We start from the raw sequence: 17341 nt of genomic DNA on the forward strand, positions 1-17341 counted from the left end.
TCATAAGCATACGCTCTAAAGCACGCTAATTATTTAAAATGACTTGCTGACCTTCGGTCAGTCCTGAACGTATTTCCACTTCGGTGGCTGTGAGAAGCCCTCTCTCTACATCCACTTCTTTCCGGCTTTCACCGTTGAGCACTTGCACGTAATCACGACCTAAATAAGAACGAAGTCCTGTTCTTGGGATTACGAGCACATTTTCTCTTTTCTCTACAATGATCGTCATATCACCAGATGCTCCGATCTGTGCTCCCGCCGTCCCCTCTGGAATGCCTACAATGATCGTTTTGGCATTTCGTTCAGCTTGCTGTTTATTATCGGTTCGAGGTGCGCTTGAAGGCGTCTGCAGCACTTTACCTGGCACCGCACTCCCTTGTGAGCCGATCTTCACATCCACATTCATCCCAACCTCAACACCTGCCAGCGCTGCACTATCGGATGACTCATAATATAATTGCAGCTTCGCTGGATCCGACACGACCACTAATGTGTTGAAAGGATCGATTATATTTCCTGCCTGCGCATCTGTTACAAAGGTAATAACGCCACCGGATTCAGCCGTAATTCTAGTTTTTGCTAGCTCAGCCTGCAGATTGGCAAGTTGCAGCTGCGCTGCCTCCACATCGATAGACTTAAGTCGAATCGCAAACTCCTGATCTGGCGTGGTCATCTTCGCCTGTTGGCTGGCAATCTGCGCTTTTTCTAGGTTTAACTTTTGCAGCGCAATCTTCGTTGGCAAGTCACCCTGCTCTAATTCCGCAAGTACATCCCCCTGCTTCACGATATCTCCGGATTTGACCCGCATGCCAGCTAATCGATGCCCAGATTCTTTAAAGGAATAACTCGTCGTTTGGCTAGATCTGAATGTCGCAAGCGCACTTAGCTTTCTGGTAATCGTACTTTTCTTCACTTCATACAGCTCGAAATTTTCTTTGACTGGTTTAACTAAAGGCGGCTTCAACGCTTCTTCTTCCTTCGGCAGTAAAGAACAGCCCGCTAGAATGAATAGGGAGCCCGCTATTAGAATAAGCCTTGAAGCGATTGTATTAACCTTCATCGACAATGGAACCATCCTCCAATGCATAGACTTCATCGACAATCTCCATGATTGCCAAATCATGTGTAGTTAAAATAATGGTCATACCTTCTTGCACCAAATCCTTGAACAATTTGAGAATCTGAAGACCCATTCGACTATCTAGTTCCGCCGTAGGCTCATCGGCCAGAATCAGTTTAGGCTTGTGAGCAATTGCTCTGGCAATAGCAACTCGCTGCTGCTCGCCGCCAGAAAGCTCATAAGGACGATGCTTCATTCTAGCTTTCAAACCTACGAAATGCAGCGCTTCTTCAGCTAATGATTTATGCTGACTGGGAGGAATACCCGAAATGCGCAAACCGAACTCTACATTTTCGTAAGCGGACATATACGGAACTAAGGCAAATGATTGGAAGATAAGGCCAATCTGCTTCCGTCTAAGCTCATTACGTTTGGACTCGGAGAGCGAGCTGATCTCCATCCCTTCCAGATATACGGCACCTTCCGAAGGATGATCCAAGGCGCCAATGATATTCAACAGCGTTGTTTTACCAGATCCAGACCTCCCGCGTAGGGCAACAAGTCTGCCTCTTGGTATCGAAAGGTTGGCTCCACGCAAAGCATGAACCACACCGGTTCCCTTCCCAAATACACGTGTGACACCAATGGCTTGCACCATAGGCACTTGATACTCATGCATAGTCAAAGCTAACACCTCATCTTTACACTCAATCTACAGGTTAGGATCCCTTTAAATGTAAACCTTTACATCACAAATAAACAGACCACCTTTGTTGGAAAAGGTGTCTGTTTGTTCGTTTTTCATCTTACGAGATACGAGATATGGACCAAAGCGACTATATCGGCTTCTCAAACTCTTTGGGCGAGCAACCTACAACGCGCTTGAACGTCTTGGCGAATGTTTTGGCATCAGGAAAGCCTACCGCATCCGCTACTTCGTAGACCTTCATCTCCCCCGTTCGCAATCTCTTCTTCGCTTCCTCCATCCGAATGCGGGTCAACGTTTCACTCAGGGATTCTCCCATTTCTTTACTGTATAAATCACTTAAATAGCTGCGACTGAGTCGAACGTGATCAGCCATGTCTGATGTACTGATTGGCAAAGCATAGTTCTCTTGCATAAAGGTCAGCACTTTACGTATGAACGTGTTGTTGGAGCGAGGCGGCTGATCGCCGCTTATCACAGCACCCGTGTTTGCCATGAGCATGCTCAGCGCTTGACGAACAAGCTCCGTAACCTGTTCAAAGCTAACACAATGGCTTAGGGCTTGGTTATGAACGAACAGTTCTTCATAGCGTTCTATCTCTGCGCAGCCGCGTTCGCGCGCATAACCGGCAGCCAGCGCTAGCAGCTCTTGGATAAAGGGCAGCACCTTCCCCTTCTCAGGGCGCTGCTCCAACAATCGTGCGCACATGGCGTCCGCATGATGCAGATATCCCTCGCTGTTATCGTGCACGATACAGCGCAGAAGGTCGCTGCGTATGTCATACGGCAGCGCTGTTGTAACCAGGCTTGCGGCCTCGGGCGCAAGCACGATCCGGCGATTCCGGCTCCCGCCGTAGAATCGCTCATGCAGCTGCTGCGCGTGGAGCGCCGCAGCAGGCTGCACGTCTTGGAGCCGGCGGATGACGACGCCGGCTCCGATGAACCAGTCCGGCGCATCCGCGAGCCGGACCTGCGCCGCGCGCTCCAGCGCGGCGGCAGCGTCTGTGGCTGCTGCCGGCATGAGCAGCAGCACGCTTTCGGCGGCCAGCGGCAGCGCCGCGACGCAGCCCGTCCAGCGCCAGCCTGCGGCGGCAGCGCTGGTTCCGGTGTGCAGCAGCAAGCTGACTAAGCCGCCTGCTGTAAGATGTGTACGACTGGCACTTGCAGATTCCGCAGCGCCAAATAGCTCCTCTTGCAGCTCAGCTTCACCGAGCCCCGTCTGCAAATACAACTGCAGACGATGCGCTAGCTGCATCTGCAGGGTCGACGCCAATTCAAGCTCACGCAGCTCTTGATCCCTTCGTTCGGATCGTTGATTTTGGAGTTCTGTCTTCACTCCGAGCAGAATGTCAATTAAGGACTCAGGCTCCATCGTCGGCTTCAGCAAATAGTCCTTAGCCCCCAGCTTCATCGCTTCTTTCACATACGTAAAATCATCCATACAGCTCAGTACGACGGCACTGATCGGTCTTGGATTGTCTTTTAACTTTCGTATCAAGGCTAACCCATCCATTCGCGGCATGATGAGGTCTGTGATCACGATATCGATAGCTAAAGCATCCAGAAGCTCGTATGCCTCCAGACCATCCTCCGCATCCCCAGCATAGGTAAAGCCATGGTATTCCCAATCTACTAATTCACGTAATCCTTGCCGAATGATAGGTTCATCATCCACCACAAGTACATTCATTTGCCCCTTCACTCCTCGCCCTGATGGATGGGAAGAAACATCCTGACCGTGGTCCCTTCACCAGGTTTACTCGTAATATGCATTTTGAACTCCGGCCCATAGATCAGTTTAATTTTCTCCCGAATATGTGAGATTCCCACACCGCTCATCCGTTCCTTAAGCATACGCTCTGCCTGTGCTCCACCTGCAGCTTGCATAGCTTCCCAGCCCGAACTCCCTTCCGCGACCTGCATCCCCACACCATTATCTTCCACCTGGCAAAATAAAAGATCTCGATCTAACCATGACCGAATTGTAATGACGCCTTCTCGTTTGGTCGGTCCAATGCCGTGAATAATCGCGTTCTCCACTAGCGGCTGCAAGAGCATTCTTGGAACTAAACACCCTAGTGTGATGTCATCCACATGCGTCTGGAGCTGAATCCGATCCCCATAACGAAACCTTTGGATCGCCATATAATCATGGGTCAGCCCCATTTCATCACGCAGCGTAATAAAATCCCCTTTTTTCCCTAAACTAGCTTGCAAAAGACGTACTAATGCACTAACGACCTCTGAGATTTGAGGTGTTTTGTGGAGCTTGGCCACCCATTTTATCGTATTCAACGTATTGTAGAGGAAATGCGGATTCAACTGATAGTGGAGCGCCTCCATCTCCGCTTCTTTCTTCAGAGACTCTTCCCGCTTCACCTGCTTGATCAGATCTTCCAACCGATTCAACATCTGATTGTAGCTTTGCCCCACTTGCATCCATGCATCAGCGCTTTTGAATGTCCAATACGCGCGCAGATCCCCTCGCTCAGCACGATTCATTAAGGCTTTCAGTACATACAGCGGCTTCGTTACCGTGGAGATAAAAAGCAGGATTCCCCCTAAACTTAGTACAATAACTAAACCAATTAGTACGATAAGCCAAATACGGTAAGCAGGCCATGCACGTAAACTATCTGGTAACAGCGGTGCATCGTAATACGATAACCAAGGGTCATTGCCAATGACGTCCACTTGTTTCACGGAATAGATCCGTGTTCCATCCTTATGTACACTGCCAAGTTCTTGGACCCCGCCTTGCCAATCCCCTGTGTAAACACCATCTCGGTAAACCATCCGTTTATCTGGGGCTAGCAACACATGGGTATAGGAAGTGTTTTTCCCCGTGCCCCCCGTAATCTCTTTCATCAGCTTGTTCATATTTATCCAAATGATCACTTTACCAAGCTCTTGCGTGCTTGCCCGATCTATCATGGACTCCGAATACGTCAGCAGATAAGCGTTGGCATGACTAACTTCTTCTCCTAACGGCTCGAAGCGTTTATTCAAACTTTTTCCTTGCAACATCAGCTTCCCATCTACTTCGCCAGCTTGCGCACATAAGGTTCGGTTGGATGCCAGGACAGTTAAACACGCCTGTTCAATATACCGTGTGTGCTCCGTTTGCTCGGAAAGCAGACTATTCACATAGGCATTCAAATCCGCTGTTGTTGGATTAGCTGCCTCTTGGCGCTTGGCCAACGAAAGGATCCCATAATCCGCAGCAAGTCGATGCGTTATTTCCGTCAAATCGGAGAGTTCTCGTTGTACGCCTTGGACAAGTTGATCATGCTGCTTATCGATGTCCTGCATCATGGCTCGCTCACTGTAGGATGAGAATTGGTGATTGCCCACATAGATCGCGACAAACAACGGCAAGGTGATAGCTACAAGCAAATAAAGTAGAATACGAAGTTGAAATCTATTAATGAGGTGAGAGAACAGCGATGGCATACGTCACCTTTCGTTACTAATAAATGGGATAATATCTTTCTATCATAGCACATTGTGATTTTTCCCATGTTTATTTTTTGGTAAAAAAAAGAGAGACGCCTACAGCGTCTCCCCCTATCTTAGAACTATAATACTTTTGACAAAAATGATTTCGTACGCTCTTGGGTCGGTGCCTCAAAAATTTGCTCTGGCTTGCCTTCCTCCACAATAACCCCTTGCTCCATGAACATAACGCGATCGCCTACTTCGCGCGCAAAGCCCATTTCGTGGGTAACGACGACCATCGTCATCCCTTCTTTGGCTAATTGTTTCATGACGGCCAGCACTTCGCCAACCATTTCGGGATCTAGAGCTGAAGTCGGTTCATCAAATAGCATAATTTTGGGCTCCATCGCAAGTGCACGTGCAATCGCGACACGTTGTGCCTGACCACCTGATAAAGAGTCCGGCAGTGCATTCGCTTTATCTGCAAGTCCGACTTTAGTTAGAAGCTCCATGGCTTTCTTACGTGCTTTCTCTTCAGGCCACTTCCGTACCTGGATCGGAGCAAGCATAATATTATCTATAACCTTCATATGTGGAAATAAGTGAAACCGCTGAAATACCATGCCCAGTTCCATGCGGATCTCATTAATTTTATTCGTTGGATCCATGAGATTTCGACCTTCAATGGAGATCGTCCCCCCATTCGGCTGCTCCAACAAATTCAAGCAACGCAAGAACGTAGATTTTCCTGATCCGGAAGGCCCAATCACAACCAGAACCTCTTGATGCTGGATATCTGCGCTGATGTCGCGAAGGACGACATTATCTCCGAAGGCTTTTTTTAAGTTCCTCACTTCGATCATAGCTGTCATGGTTTATACTCTCCTTTCAATATAGCTGAGAAGCTTGCTAAGAGAGTAAGTAAGAATGAAGTAGATAAGTGCAGCTGTTAAATACGGCTCCCATACTTTGAAATATTGGCTGCGCATGGCATTCGACCAATACATAAGTTCAGGCGCTGCAATGATGGCAAACAACGACGAATCCTTGATCAATACGATAAATTCGTTCCCAAAAGGCGGAATCATACGTTTAATGGCTTGCGGTAAAATGACCGATTTCATCGTTTGGAAATGCGTCATACCCAGAGAATGAGCTGCTTCGGTCTGACCTTTATCAATCGACTGAATACCTGCACGGAAAATCTCCGCCATGTATCCTGCTGAATTCAAGGATAGTGCCACAATGGAAGCAATAATCGGGTTCGTTGAGCCTAAGAATAAAGGCACTACCCCGAAATGGACGAGCAATATTTGAACCAGCAACGGTGTGCCACGGAAAAAGTTAACATACATACTTGTTGGCCATCTCAGATAGCCGCGGTGCGACATTTTGCCCAAACCAACCGCCAGTCCCAATACAGAACCGAAGCAGATGGAGAGAATGGAAATACCAATCGTCCATAGCGTACCTTTTAGCAGCAATGGCAGGTAATCCAAAATAATATCAAAGCGAAAATCCATTCCACACTTCCTTTCTATGCATTATTTTGCTACTTACAGAAGAAAAGCATGCGCTTGGTTACATCACGCATGCTTTTGAACTTTTATTTTTGATCAAGCAATTTTTTCGTATCTGGCTCTTGACCAAACCACTTTTTGTACACTGTTGCGTATTTGCCATTCTCAATGACTTTCTTGATGGCTGGATCAAGCTTCGCTTTCAGGTCGCTGCCTTTGGGAAGCAAGATGCCATAGTATTCGGATTCGAAGTTTTTCGCGTCAGCGATCGAAACGAATTTTTTGTTTGGATTATTTTTAACGTACTCACGAATAATAGCAATATCCGCAACTACCGCGTCTACACCGTTGTTCTCAAGCTCCAATAGCGCAAGCGTGTTGTTATCCATACGTTTCAAAGACTTGTTTTCGCTACCCATGATTTTCGTCATAAGCGTATCTGCCGTCGTGGAGATTTGAACAGCTACTTTCTTATCTTTCAAATCTAGTGCTGTTTTGATCGGGCTGCCTTCTTTAACAAGGATCATGTTCGTTGATTCAAAATATGGAGCAGAGTAATCATACGTTTGTTTACGCTCATCCGTGATGGATACGCTGGAAATACCTGCTTGATACTCTTTACCTTGTTGAACACTCGTTAACATGGTATCCCAACCTGTGTTGGTAATCGAATAGGAAAGACCGGCTTCTTTCATGACTTCCGCAAGGAAATCGATATCAAACCCTGCCACCTTGTCTTTATCCATATATTCCATCGGTGCATAGGCTGCATCTGTTGCAAATTTAATTTTAGTACCACCGCTATCTTTTGAGCCACATCCGGCCATTGTTAGAACTAGAGCTGCTGCTACGATAGAAATCATTAACTTTTTCACTGTTTTTCCCCCATTCTATGTATTGGACGAATCATATATTAACACTTGGTTAATAAAATAACAACACCTTTATGTATAAAAAAAGCGAGGAAATTGCAGGAAGTATGAATTTTTATTCATTTTTATTTTCATGCACAGCCGAGATGCCTTGCTTTGTAAACTTGCACATGCAAAAAAACGCTAAGGTCCATACCCCCTAGCGTTCAAGCATACCATTTCATATGACTTACATCATTTTCAAAATAGCTTCTCTACCTGTCATCCCAGCTACTATGCCCAGGTCTTCCGCTGTATAGGTCACTGATTCAAGCGGTGCTTCCAGCAGCTCCTCAATCGTTCGAACCCCTGTTGCTCGCGCCGCAACAATATTCCTGTCACTCAATCGCTCATTCAGCAGCCCCACATCGAGGGCTCCACACATAATGTAACCTTTATCCGTCGTCACCACTAACAAGGTCGTCTTCGGCAATTTGACCTCTATCGCGATTGCTGTATGGCCTTCAAGAAGAATGGGTTCTACGCGCATCATGCTCTGCACAGCTCCTCTTCGCAGTCTTACGGTAGTATATGCGCCTGCGGCTAGTACGGTGTGAGGTTACTGTAAAGATTCTGTGTGAATTTCCTATTTATTGTGAAAATGGTCTTCATTTTCGATTACAACCGCATTAACGCTCTTCGTTCCGCTTGTTGCTTACAGACCGGACAGACGCCAACAACCCTTCCCTGCTCGTCTGAGTAAAAAATGAGTTTCTTTTGCTTCTTACGGCAAAATGAACAAGTTTGCTTATTCAGCTTCGAAGATTTCTTCCCCTGCACGGACAGTTTAATGATCTTCCCTGCCGTAACCTTATCTTTTACTTTCAACGTCATCCGATAAACTAAAAGCAGGATCCCCACTAGAACAAGAACGAGTACAATCCATTTCATAGCTCAACCTTCCTTCACGGTATAATCATCTAATTGTATTCTTCTAACACAACGAATTATGAAAAACGAAGCTACATTTGGTCATGATATCATGATATAGTAAAGCTATTGTGTTTTCAGTGCAGTTAGGAGGCAATGATGAACCCGCGGAACCCAAACTCAAGTCCAAAGAATGGGCATTTATTCACCGTAGAGATATTAATTGAAGACGAAACGAATGGCCTTGCAATGGAAAAGCTCCTTCATTTATTAAATGTAGAAACCGTTAAAGATTATCAAATCCTTAAAGGTATTCAGCTCGGTCAACTTATTGAATTGAACACGAAACAAGGAAGTTTAGCTTCCTCACATTCAAATAAAAAGCCTTCCGTTTCTTCACCAGTTTCTACGGTCAGAACGAACCACTCCGAAGCTGCTTTGAACATTGTTGAGCAGCTAGAAAATTTTAAAACCAATAATACCTTGATTCGTTTGACAGTGATTAAAGCACAAGGTATTAAATTGAGCCTTCCTTGTCGCATCCTTAATTTCGATAGCATGAGCCAGAATGTAACCGTTTATCATGTCGATGAGAAGAAGGTTTATCTGTTTAAGCTCAATGAAATTGAGGATTATGTAGCCACTCACTAAACAAAAAGGTACCTTTGCAGACCATCTGCAAGGGTACCTTTTTCTATTTAGCTAACGAAACTGCAGACGCAGCAGCAATACCGTTCTTGAGCATGTGTTCCAACTCAACACGGTTAACTGGAGGACTATACCAATATCCCTGCACTTCATTGCAACGATTCTGATATAAGAAATTCAACTGATCTTCCGTCTCCACACCTTCTGCAATGACCTTCAGATTCAAATGGTGCGTCATGGCAATAATTGTCGCCACAATAGCCGCATCATTCGGATCCACCATAATATCTCTTACAAAGGATCGGTCAATTTTCAACTTATCTATGGGAAATTTCTTCAAATAATAGAGTGAGCTGTAACCCGTACCGAAATCGTCGATACTTACATTCACACCAAGTGCTTTCAATTCCAGCAGCGATAGAATCGCATGTTCAACATCCATCGTCATACTTTCGGTAATCTCCAGCTCCAAATAGGCCGGATCGAGCCCTGTCTGCTCAAGGACATGGCTGATTTTCCCTTTTAAATTATGTTGAAAGAACTGTCTCATCGATAAATTCACGGAGATAGGCATAGGGGTATAACCCTCAGATTGCCAGGTTTTATTTTGCTTACATGCGGCTCTGAGCACCCATTCGCCAATGGGAACAATCAATCCGCTTTCTTCCGCTAATGGAATAAAATGATTGGGCATAACCATCCCCTTATCGGGGTGATTCCAACGGATCAAAGCTTCAACACCAACGATACGTCCCGATTCAATCTCGACTTGCGGCTGATAGTACAGTACGAATTCTTCATTAATTAGCGCTTTGCGAAGCTCATTCTCCAGCTTCAACCGATTAATAGAAACAGATTTCATGTCCGAATTGAAGATCTGAAAATCATTTCGACCTTTCTCTTTCGCCCTCGCCAATGCAATATCCGCATATTTCATCAGTGTATCAGCTTCGTCTGTATCATCTGCTGAAATAGCTACACCGATGCTCGAAGTAATATGCAACTCGTATTGTTCAAGAAGAAACGGCTTCTCCAAGACACGATTGATCTCTGCAATAACCGTCATTACATCGTTCACATCTTCAACATGTGAATAATAAAAAGCGAATTCGTCACCTTCCGTGCGTGCTAGAAAATCCTCATCAGTTACGCACCGCGTGAATCGCTCTGCTAGTTGAAGCAGTAGCATGTTGCCATAATCATGGCCGAAACTGTCATTAACCAGCTTGAAGCGATCGATATCCAAATAAAACACCGCAACTCTATGCCCATCCGCCTTACACAAACGAAGCCGTTCATTCAGATGATCTCTAAATAACCGTCGATTCGGCAACCCCGTCATATCATCGTAATAAGCCATATAACGGACTTGCTCATCCCCACGCTTACGCTCTGTCACGTCCTGACAAATCAGAATATTGCCTTTGGCGTGATGATGGATATCGACGGGTACAGCTGTGACGTGTAGATCAACACGATAACCACGCTGATGATGCACAGCAGTCTCAAACGTATATGGAATTCCATTACGGCTCTGCTGTAAATGCCGCTCCGTAAGCTTCAATTGTTCTTCCGTTACAATGCTCGTAAAAGGTCGGTGCAAGAGATCTGTAACCGAGTACCCTAGGATCGTTTCCGCCGCTTGATTCATGCGAATGAATTTACCCTCTTCATTTAAAATTCCGATCGCATTGGGGTTATGTTCAAAAAGGGAATCCAGTACGCTGAGATAGGCGTGATCCCTCGGTAGTTCCTTGGAAATCGACTTTACTTGCCGCATCCTATTACCAAGCAAGATGTAAAGCAATACAAGTGCACCCAAGAGACAAATCCATGGTGCGTACGGCTTTACAAAAAGACTAACGTATATGGCTGCAAGCACATATATGCCAATATAGAGCCGATTTTTCACGAATTGGCCTCCTTACCTTGTTCTATCTTCGTTAGGGAAGCTTTTCATAGATGTCCGACCTGACTCCCAAATGTTGTCCGATATACACGCACGAATAACTAATCCTTCTTTATTTCTACAAAGGTAGTGCCATTTCCTGCTAACTTGCCATAAAATGCTAAAAAGAGCCAGATTTCTCTGGCTCTTTCTCCTATTTCAACTTAAGCGCAGCAAGGGCTAGCAGGATCCAGCCGACTAGGAAGCTTAGTCCACCTAAAGGTGTTATAGGCCCAAAGGCCTTGATTCCCGTCAAACTCAATCCGTACAGACTACCAGAGAACAAAATAATTCCGATGAAGATCGCCCAACCAGATGCAGTTACCAGCGAATTATTTCCTAGCTTGTCCGTAAGCAATGCGACCGCGATAAGAGCAATCGCATGAATCATGTGATAATGAACGCCGGTTTGAAAAACATCGATCTTATCCGGAATTTTCGTTTTTAAATAGTGAGCGCCAAATGCACCTAAGGCAACGGATAGGAAGGCATTCAAACTTCCAATCAGCAAAAACAATTTCATCATAAGACTTTCTTTCCTTTCACAGCTAAAATAAATTACTCGACTTCACCAATATCATGTTGACCCACAATCAATTGAACTGGCTCCAAAAAGACACGCGAAACAGTAGGCATCTCGATTAGATTCACTTCAATATCCTCGATCTTGTAACGAATTGTCTTGCCTTCACGCTTGTCATAGACAACATCGAACTGTTTCAAACCTAGTTGGTGAATTAGAACAGATGAACCGATCGCAACCGCATTCGCTTCATATTCCCCATGTTCAAATAATACCTCAGACATAATCTCATCATTCATATCGACAATCGTAACGTACTGGCAAAATTGGTATCTCATCGTAAAATTCCTCCTTAGATTTGGATAATTTTAGGTATAAGTACCCATTCGCCGAAAATTGTCGATATTCCTGCTATTTTCATGATTCCCTATTATGTTCACATAAAATCCAATAAATAGATAACAATTGGAATCGTAAACATACTAAATAGCGTTGATGTAAAGACCGCCTGAGAGGAGAATTCCGCTTCATTTTCATACTCTATGGCTAGCAGTACGCTGCTGAGTGAAGTAGGAACTGCGCAAGATAGAACTAATGCCTTAGCCGTCAAGCCTTCAATCCCCAGCATCCACACGACAAAAAAACCTAACAGCGGTCCAATCGCCAATCGCAACATATTTGATAATAACACATTCGAGAAGTGAAACTCCCATTTCATCGCACCAAGTTGTACACCTAAGGTCAACAACGCTGTTGCCATAAAGGCATTTGCAATGTAATTCAACGGGATATGAATGGAAGATGGCACCGGCACATGGTAATAACGTAACAAAAGCGCGATGGGAATGGCATAAATCACCGGTAACGAGAGAATCGTTTTCAATGTTGCTTTCCAAGAAGCTTTATGTGCATTTAACGTATAAATCCCATAGGTATTCGGGATGAGCGTCTGCATAATCATAATCACGATCTGAATCGCAAGTGTATAGGCATTGCCGCCGAATACAGTCTGATTCAATGGCAGTGCATAATTCGCACTATTATAGAAAATAACACTATTCCGCATAGCAATACGCATGCCGCGTTGCATCTTCTGTATGCGAATGATTACTTCGATGATCGCGAATAACAAGCTGAAAAAAATGGCAAAAAATAAGAGCACCTGCATCAGGATGGAAAGGCTCATTTCGGATTCATAGAGCTTCACAAAAACAAGTGCAGGGGAGAATACATAGAAATTAAGCTTCGACAACGTACGAATATCAATGCGGAAGGCCCGATACATCGTTACGCCAATCGCAATCATAATACAAATGGGAACAATATTATTAATAAGAATATACACAAAGTAATTCATTTGAAAGCCTCGATTCATCGAGAATCCCCAAGATGCTCCTTACATTGAGGCATTCACGCTAGTAATAATTCGTTTCAACTGTGCATTAAAATTGGCAATTTCTTCAGCTGACAAACCACTTGCAGCAAACAGTGTCTGTGGAATGCACAGCGCCTGATCATGCAGGGCCAGCCCTGCCTCTGTGATGCGAATAAGAACAACACGCTCATCCTCCTGCGAACGGTTACGAACGAGAAGCTTCTGGGCCTCCATTCGCTTGAGCATCGGTGTTAGGGTCCCTGAGTCTAGATCCAGCTTCTCACTTAGCTCCTTCACCGTACTTTCCTTTTGTTCCCAGAGCACAAGCAGTACAAGATATTGCGGATAGGTAATACCGAGTTCTTCGAGAAAAGGGCGATACATACGAGTAATCGCTCTGGAGCTCGCATATAGGCTGAAACAAAGTTGATTTTCCAGCTTCAAAAATTCACTACTGTTCATTGTCGTTTCCTTTCTCTCCGTCATATTGTGAACAATCGATTTGCTTCCAATTTAAACAAAAAGCCTCTGACTGTCAATACAAAACGCAAAGAACGCCCCTCCAACAGGCGCTCCTCGGCTGACTCGAATTTATTTAAACTCACTTATTTAATATTTTGACTTTTTACATACTCTAACCATTGTTTCTTGTATTCCGCTTGAATTTTATCCAGCCCAGCTACTTTCGCTTTCTCCATAAATGTTTTGAGACCGCCTTCTACGTCTGCTACAAGCCCTGCTTCAAGTGGGTAGAGGTATTGCTTCTCAACTTGCTCTAACGCCGCTCTTTCAGCTTGATAGCTTGTGTAGTCTTCTGCAAAACCTGTGTATTTATCTGGGGTTGCAATTTTATCTAAATCTGCGAAAATCTTTTTCACGCCGTCATACCCTTTGTCGAATAACATAAACTCTGGATTTCTCCATGCCCAACCTTGCATAGCTTCTCTTGGGAAACCATTGCTGTTGCTGTCACCAATCATGGTGTAGTAACCATTATCAACCGTATAGTTTTTGCCTAAAATACCATACTCCGTTAATTGATTATACGTTTTGTCTGTTACCATTTTTTCGTAGAACGCCAACGCACGCTCAGCATTTTTACTGCTTTTTGGAATCGCAAAGCCATTGTGAATCGGGTGAACAGGCTCAGCATGACCTTTGATCATAGGAGCTGGATAGTACTCAAGCTTCCAATCTGGGTGTGTAGAGGCAATTTTGAGCTTCTGATCGTTGAAACGCGTAGGATTATCCCCTAGATTCGCTGCAGCTTTACCGCTTGTAATCAGGTCTGTCATGGCATCCTTCGTATTCAAGACGTTCTTCGTAATGTAACCGGCGTCTTGCCATTTCTTCATCGTTTTCAACTCATTTAAGTGCTCAGGGGAGCCCCAATACAAGCTAACCTCTGATGGTGTTTTATAACCAATGTTCAACCCATAAGGAACAGCTCCAATTGGGTCGATCGTCAAGTTCTTGTATTGATCAGAAAGACTGCCCTTCACATCGCTATTGGCTGCCAATGGTACCATGTCAGGTACATTTTTCTTAATGCCAGCTAGATAGGCTTCGAAATTAGCCATGGAATCCGGTTTCGGCAAATTGAATTTCTCTCTGAGATCTTCACGCCAGATGAAACCTGTCGTTACATACTCTTTATAGGTGGCAGGAACGGTGAAGATTTTGCCATCAATTTTGACAGCTTCCCACATATCTTTCGGTACGAAGCTATTCAATTTCGGTGCCGCTTTCGGGAGTAACTCATCGAGTGCTAGGAAGGCTCCTTTTTTCGCGTACGATTGATACTGTGTCCACTCCGCTGTGAAGATCAGATCCACCGCTTGACCGGAAGATAATAGCAGCTTATATTTCTGATCCCAATCCGTCCATGTTGTGAAATTGAATTTTACCGTCGCGTTCAAATCTTTCAAGGCTAATTTGTTAATTTCTTCTTCAATGACAGGAAGATCCTTCGGTGCAGGTCCTAACATGTAGAATTGCAATTCCACTTTCTTCGATGTATCTAGTCCTGTTGGTTTCGCGGTAGCCGCTGCCGCCGTTGCTTCTGGCGCTTTGGTTGCTACTGCTGCTGCGGAAGGGCTCGGAGAACTTGTAGTTGTGGTGCTGCTGCACCCTGCTACGACGGAACCTGCGAGCGCAACGGCAACGGACACACTATACATCTTCTTTGCATTTCTTTTCATGTAAATCCTCCCTTTTATTTGAGTAAATTTAGAATGAGAACAACAATCTATGTTAGCTGACGGAGTGATTCCGTTTCAGTTCTAACCTTTGACAGCGCCTATCGTTAGGCCTTTAACGAAAAACCGTTGAACGAATGGGTACAGGAATAGAATAGGGCCCGTCACGATGATGGCCATTGCTAGTTTGGTGGATTCCGTCGGAATTTCCTGACTCATCGTCGCACCTGTGCTGATGCCAAGACTGGATACCGCTGCTGCTGTGTTTATGATGTTATACAAGAAATATTGCAACTCGTATTTGTTCTGATCATTAATGAAAAGCGATGTGGAGAACCAGCTGTTCCAATAATGTAAAGCCAGGAATAACCCAACCGTAGCAATACCGGGCATGGCTAGAGGCAGTACGACACGATAGTAAATGGTAAAATCATTTGCACCGTCAATCTTCGAACACTCCGTCAGCTCTTCAGGAATCGAAGACTTAATGAAGCTGCGCATTAATATAATAAGAAAGGGAGACATGAGCCCAGGAAAAATCAGTGCAGCATACGTATCTGTCAGCTGCAGATATTTCGTTATCATGATGTACCATGGGACAAGACCGCCTCCGAATAGGGTGGTAAAGTAAATATAGAAGGAAAGCTTATTCCTATATTTGAAATCTTTCCTTTGAAGGACATACCCTGCCATGGTCATCATGAACAACCCTAGCACGGTGCCAACCACGGTAACGAAGATGGTAACGCCGTAAGCTCTTAACACTTTTTCAGGGTAGGTCAGCACAGCTTTATAAGCTGTTAATGAGAAGACATCCGGAATGAGGTGATAGCCATCGCGTATAATCGATTCATTATCTGTTAGAGAGCCAGAAATGATGAGCAAGAATGGAAACATACAGACAATAGAAATCGCGATAATGACGAGATAGGCAAGGAGATTAAATGTGACAGAATCAATTCCTTTGGTACGCAAGCGATTCACCTCCTAGAAGAGTGCATATTCATCGTTAGATTTTTTGATCAAATAATTGACGGTCATAATCAGCGCAAATCCGAAGATGGACTGATATAACCCAGCAGAAGTCGCCATGCCGATATCAAACGTCACTTTCAAAGAACGGAATACATACGTATCCAAGATGTCCGTTGCATTGTACAAGATCCCGTTATTTCCAATTAACTGGTAAAATAAATCAAACTGACCTTTCATAATGCTGCCCAGAGCAAACAAAAGTAAGATAATGAAAGTTGGTTTGAGCATTGGAATCGTAATGTACCAGATTCGTTGAAATATGTTCGCTCCGTCAATCTTCGCAGCTTCGTAATACTCATCACTGATCCCTGTGATCGTAGCCAGATAGATCACCATGGTGTAGCCTACATTTTTCCATACATAGAACATGACTAGCAGAAAGACCCAGGAGGATGGCGTGTTATAAATATCGACCGGGTTAGATCCCCAGGATTTAAGCGTGGTATTCACGAATCCCGTATCATAATTAAACATGTTGTAAGCGATTGCATTAAGCAGAACAAATGAAATAAAATAAGGTAAGAACATCACGGATTGCGTAAGTTTCTTGAAAAACTTGCCTGACATTTCACTTAATAGGATGGCGCAAAAAATGGCTGTCACATTTAAGAAAACAATGAATGCCAGGTTATAGGCCACTGTATTGCGCGTCAATGTCCAAAGCACGCCAGATTTCCATAAGAATTCGAAATTCTCGAATCCTACAAATGGACTTCCGAAAAGCCCCCCATTAAAATCAAAACGGGTAAATGCGAAGTAGATCCCTACCATCGGTACATACGAGTTAATAAAGAAGAAAATCAATGTTGGCGCTATCATGAGAAACAACAATTTATTTTTGTTTAACTCATAGAAGAAACCTTTCTTTCGGATCATGCTGTAAAACCTCCCTAGCATTAATGTATCCTGTTGTTCTTGTCGGTTGCCATAATCGAATTATAGACAGGATCGTATCATCAGCGAAACTGAAGATCTGCTAACATTTATGAACGAAATCACCAGTGAAGCCCATTATCGCATATGCACAAACTAAACTTTCATGGAAAAACTGGCTTTTCTCGCGCTTTTCAGCCCCCAGGACTATCCGATTCCATTGCACACAGTATATA

General features: G+C 44.4%; 18 protein-coding genes. 1 reads left to right on the forward strand and 17 read right to left on the reverse strand.

Annotated features, from left to right (window positions below):
- Positions 1 to 25: 25 nt before the first annotated feature.
- From J2736_RS20680 to J2736_RS20720, 9 genes are all read right to left on the reverse strand, one after another.
- The gene (locus J2736_RS20680; protein ID WP_310500480.1) at positions 26 to 1060 is read right to left on the reverse strand and encodes an efflux RND transporter periplasmic adaptor subunit; all 1035 of its coding nucleotides are present in this window, start codon (positions 1058 to 1060) and stop codon (positions 26 to 28) included.
- On the reverse strand, positions 1050 to 1739 hold the full coding sequence (locus tag J2736_RS20685; protein ID WP_310500585.1) for an ABC transporter ATP-binding protein: 690 nt from the start codon (positions 1737 to 1739) through the stop codon (positions 1050 to 1052). Before J2736_RS20685 ends, J2736_RS20680 begins: the two co-directional genes overlap by 11 nt.
- Positions 1740 to 1896: 157 nt before the next feature.
- Positions 1897 to 3456, reverse strand: a complete 1560-nt coding sequence (locus J2736_RS20690; protein WP_310500481.1) for a response regulator — start codon at positions 3454 to 3456, stop codon at positions 1897 to 1899.
- An 8-nt stretch (positions 3457 to 3464) separates the two neighbouring features.
- On the reverse strand, positions 3465 to 5219 hold the full coding sequence (locus J2736_RS20695) for a sensor histidine kinase (RefSeq protein ID WP_310500482.1): 1755 nt from the start codon (positions 5217 to 5219) through the stop codon (positions 3465 to 3467).
- A 125-nt stretch (positions 5220 to 5344) separates the two neighbouring features.
- Positions 5345 to 6067, reverse strand: coding sequence for an amino acid ABC transporter ATP-binding protein (locus J2736_RS20700; RefSeq protein ID WP_310500586.1), 723 nt, complete (start codon positions 6065 to 6067; stop codon positions 5345 to 5347).
- Between the two features lie 12 nt (positions 6068 to 6079).
- The gene (locus tag J2736_RS20705; protein ID WP_310500483.1) at positions 6080 to 6727 is read right to left on the reverse strand and encodes an amino acid ABC transporter permease; all 648 of its coding nucleotides are present in this window, start codon (positions 6725 to 6727) and stop codon (positions 6080 to 6082) included.
- Between the two features lie 83 nt (positions 6728 to 6810).
- Positions 6811 to 7551, reverse strand: coding sequence for a basic amino acid ABC transporter substrate-binding protein (locus J2736_RS20710; protein ID WP_310500587.1), 741 nt, complete (start codon positions 7549 to 7551; stop codon positions 6811 to 6813).
- Between the two features lie 274 nt (positions 7552 to 7825).
- A complete protein-coding gene (locus tag J2736_RS20715; RefSeq protein WP_065854190.1) occupies positions 7826 to 8128 on the reverse strand; it encodes a YunC family protein in 303 nt (100 codons plus the stop codon).
- A 125-nt stretch (positions 8129 to 8253) separates the two neighbouring features.
- A complete protein-coding gene (locus J2736_RS20720) occupies positions 8254 to 8526 on the reverse strand; it encodes a hypothetical protein (protein WP_310500484.1) in 273 nt (90 codons plus the stop codon).
- Positions 8527 to 8661: 135 nt separating this feature from the next.
- Between J2736_RS20720 and J2736_RS20725 the strand changes: the two genes are divergently transcribed.
- A complete protein-coding gene (locus J2736_RS20725; RefSeq protein WP_310500485.1) occupies positions 8662 to 9156 on the forward strand; it encodes a hypothetical protein in 495 nt (164 codons plus the stop codon).
- A gap of 43 nt (positions 9157 to 9199) precedes the next feature.
- On the opposite strand, the gene J2736_RS20730 is transcribed toward J2736_RS20725, so the two are convergent.
- The 8 genes from J2736_RS20730 to J2736_RS20765 all read right to left on the reverse strand — a co-directional run bounded on the left by J2736_RS20730 (position 9200) and on the right by J2736_RS20765 (position 17108).
- A complete protein-coding gene (locus tag J2736_RS20730; RefSeq protein ID WP_310500486.1) occupies positions 9200 to 11065 on the reverse strand; it encodes a putative bifunctional diguanylate cyclase/phosphodiesterase in 1866 nt (621 codons plus the stop codon).
- A 190-nt stretch (positions 11066 to 11255) separates the two neighbouring features.
- Positions 11256 to 11624: a DUF423 domain-containing protein gene (locus J2736_RS20735; protein WP_310500588.1), complete on the reverse strand. Its 369-nt coding sequence runs from the start codon at positions 11622 to 11624 to the stop codon at positions 11256 to 11258.
- Positions 11625 to 11659: 35 nt separating this feature from the next.
- The gene (locus tag J2736_RS20740) at positions 11660 to 11962 is read right to left on the reverse strand and encodes a hypothetical protein (RefSeq protein ID WP_310500487.1); all 303 of its coding nucleotides are present in this window, start codon (positions 11960 to 11962) and stop codon (positions 11660 to 11662) included.
- Positions 11963 to 12060: 98 nt separating this feature from the next.
- Positions 12061 to 12981 (reverse strand): AEC family transporter, encoded by a 921-nt coding sequence (locus J2736_RS20745; protein ID WP_310500589.1) that lies wholly within the window; start codon positions 12979 to 12981, stop codon positions 12061 to 12063.
- Between the two features lie 39 nt (positions 12982 to 13020).
- A complete protein-coding gene (locus tag J2736_RS20750; protein ID WP_397341240.1) occupies positions 13021 to 13461 on the reverse strand; it encodes a MarR family winged helix-turn-helix transcriptional regulator in 441 nt (146 codons plus the stop codon).
- Between the two features lie 143 nt (positions 13462 to 13604).
- A complete protein-coding gene (locus J2736_RS20755; RefSeq protein ID WP_397341242.1) occupies positions 13605 to 15206 on the reverse strand; it encodes an extracellular solute-binding protein in 1602 nt (533 codons plus the stop codon).
- Between the two features lie 75 nt (positions 15207 to 15281).
- Positions 15282 to 16172, reverse strand: a complete 891-nt coding sequence (locus tag J2736_RS20760) for a carbohydrate ABC transporter permease (RefSeq protein ID WP_310500490.1) — start codon at positions 16170 to 16172, stop codon at positions 15282 to 15284.
- A gap of 12 nt (positions 16173 to 16184) precedes the next feature.
- On the reverse strand, positions 16185 to 17108 hold the full coding sequence (locus J2736_RS20765) for an ABC transporter permease (protein WP_310500491.1): 924 nt from the start codon (positions 17106 to 17108) through the stop codon (positions 16185 to 16187).
- Positions 17109 to 17341 lie beyond the last annotated feature (233 nt).

The organism is Paenibacillus qinlingensis (assembly GCF_031455095.1).
Lineage (GTDB): Bacteria > Bacillota > Bacilli > Paenibacillales > NBRC-103111 > Paenibacillus_E > Paenibacillus_E qinlingensis_A.

Excerpts from the sequence above, each read along its gene's own strand:
- J2736_RS20765 (WP_310500491.1), bottom strand. The coding sequence starts at position 17,108 with ATGATCCGAAAGAAAGGTTTCTTCTATGAGTTAAACAAAAATAAATTG.
- J2736_RS20720 (WP_310500484.1), bottom strand. The coding sequence starts at position 8,526 with ATGAAATGGATTGTACTCGTTCTTGTTCTAGTGGGGATCCTGCTTTTA.
- J2736_RS20750 (WP_397341240.1), bottom strand. The coding sequence starts at position 13,461 with ATGAACAGTAGTGAATTTTTGAAGCTGGAAAATCAACTTTGTTTCAGC.
- J2736_RS20725 (WP_310500485.1), top strand. The coding sequence starts at position 8,662 with ATGATGAACCCGCGGAACCCAAACTCAAGTCCAAAGAATGGGCATTTA.
- J2736_RS20715 (WP_065854190.1), bottom strand. The coding sequence starts at position 8,128 with ATGATGCGCGTAGAACCCATTCTTCTTGAAGGCCATACAGCAATCGCG.
- J2736_RS20680 (WP_310500480.1), bottom strand. The coding sequence starts at position 1,060 with ATGAAGGTTAATACAATCGCTTCAAGGCTTATTCTAATAGCGGGCTCC.
- J2736_RS20685 (WP_310500585.1), bottom strand. The coding sequence starts at position 1,739 with ATGCATGAGTATCAAGTGCCTATGGTGCAAGCCATTGGTGTCACACGT.
- J2736_RS20740 (WP_310500487.1), bottom strand. The coding sequence starts at position 11,962 with ATGAGATACCAATTTTGCCAGTACGTTACGATTGTCGATATGAATGAT.
- J2736_RS20690 (WP_310500481.1), bottom strand. The coding sequence starts at position 3,456 with ATGAATGTACTTGTGGTGGATGATGAACCTATCATTCGGCAAGGATTA.
- J2736_RS20735 (WP_310500588.1), bottom strand. The coding sequence starts at position 11,624 with ATGAAATTGTTTTTGCTGATTGGAAGTTTGAATGCCTTCCTATCCGTT.
- J2736_RS20705 (WP_310500483.1), bottom strand. The coding sequence starts at position 6,727 with ATGGATTTTCGCTTTGATATTATTTTGGATTACCTGCCATTGCTGCTA.
- J2736_RS20695 (WP_310500482.1), bottom strand. The coding sequence starts at position 5,219 with ATGCCATCGCTGTTCTCTCACCTCATTAATAGATTTCAACTTCGTATT.
- J2736_RS20710 (WP_310500587.1), bottom strand. The coding sequence starts at position 7,551 with ATGGCCGGATGTGGCTCAAAAGATAGCGGTGGTACTAAAATTAAATTT.
- J2736_RS20700 (WP_310500586.1), bottom strand. The coding sequence starts at position 6,067 with ATGATCGAAGTGAGGAACTTAAAAAAAGCCTTCGGAGATAATGTCGTC.
- J2736_RS20745 (WP_310500589.1), bottom strand. The coding sequence starts at position 12,981 with ATGAATTACTTTGTGTATATTCTTATTAATAATATTGTTCCCATTTGT.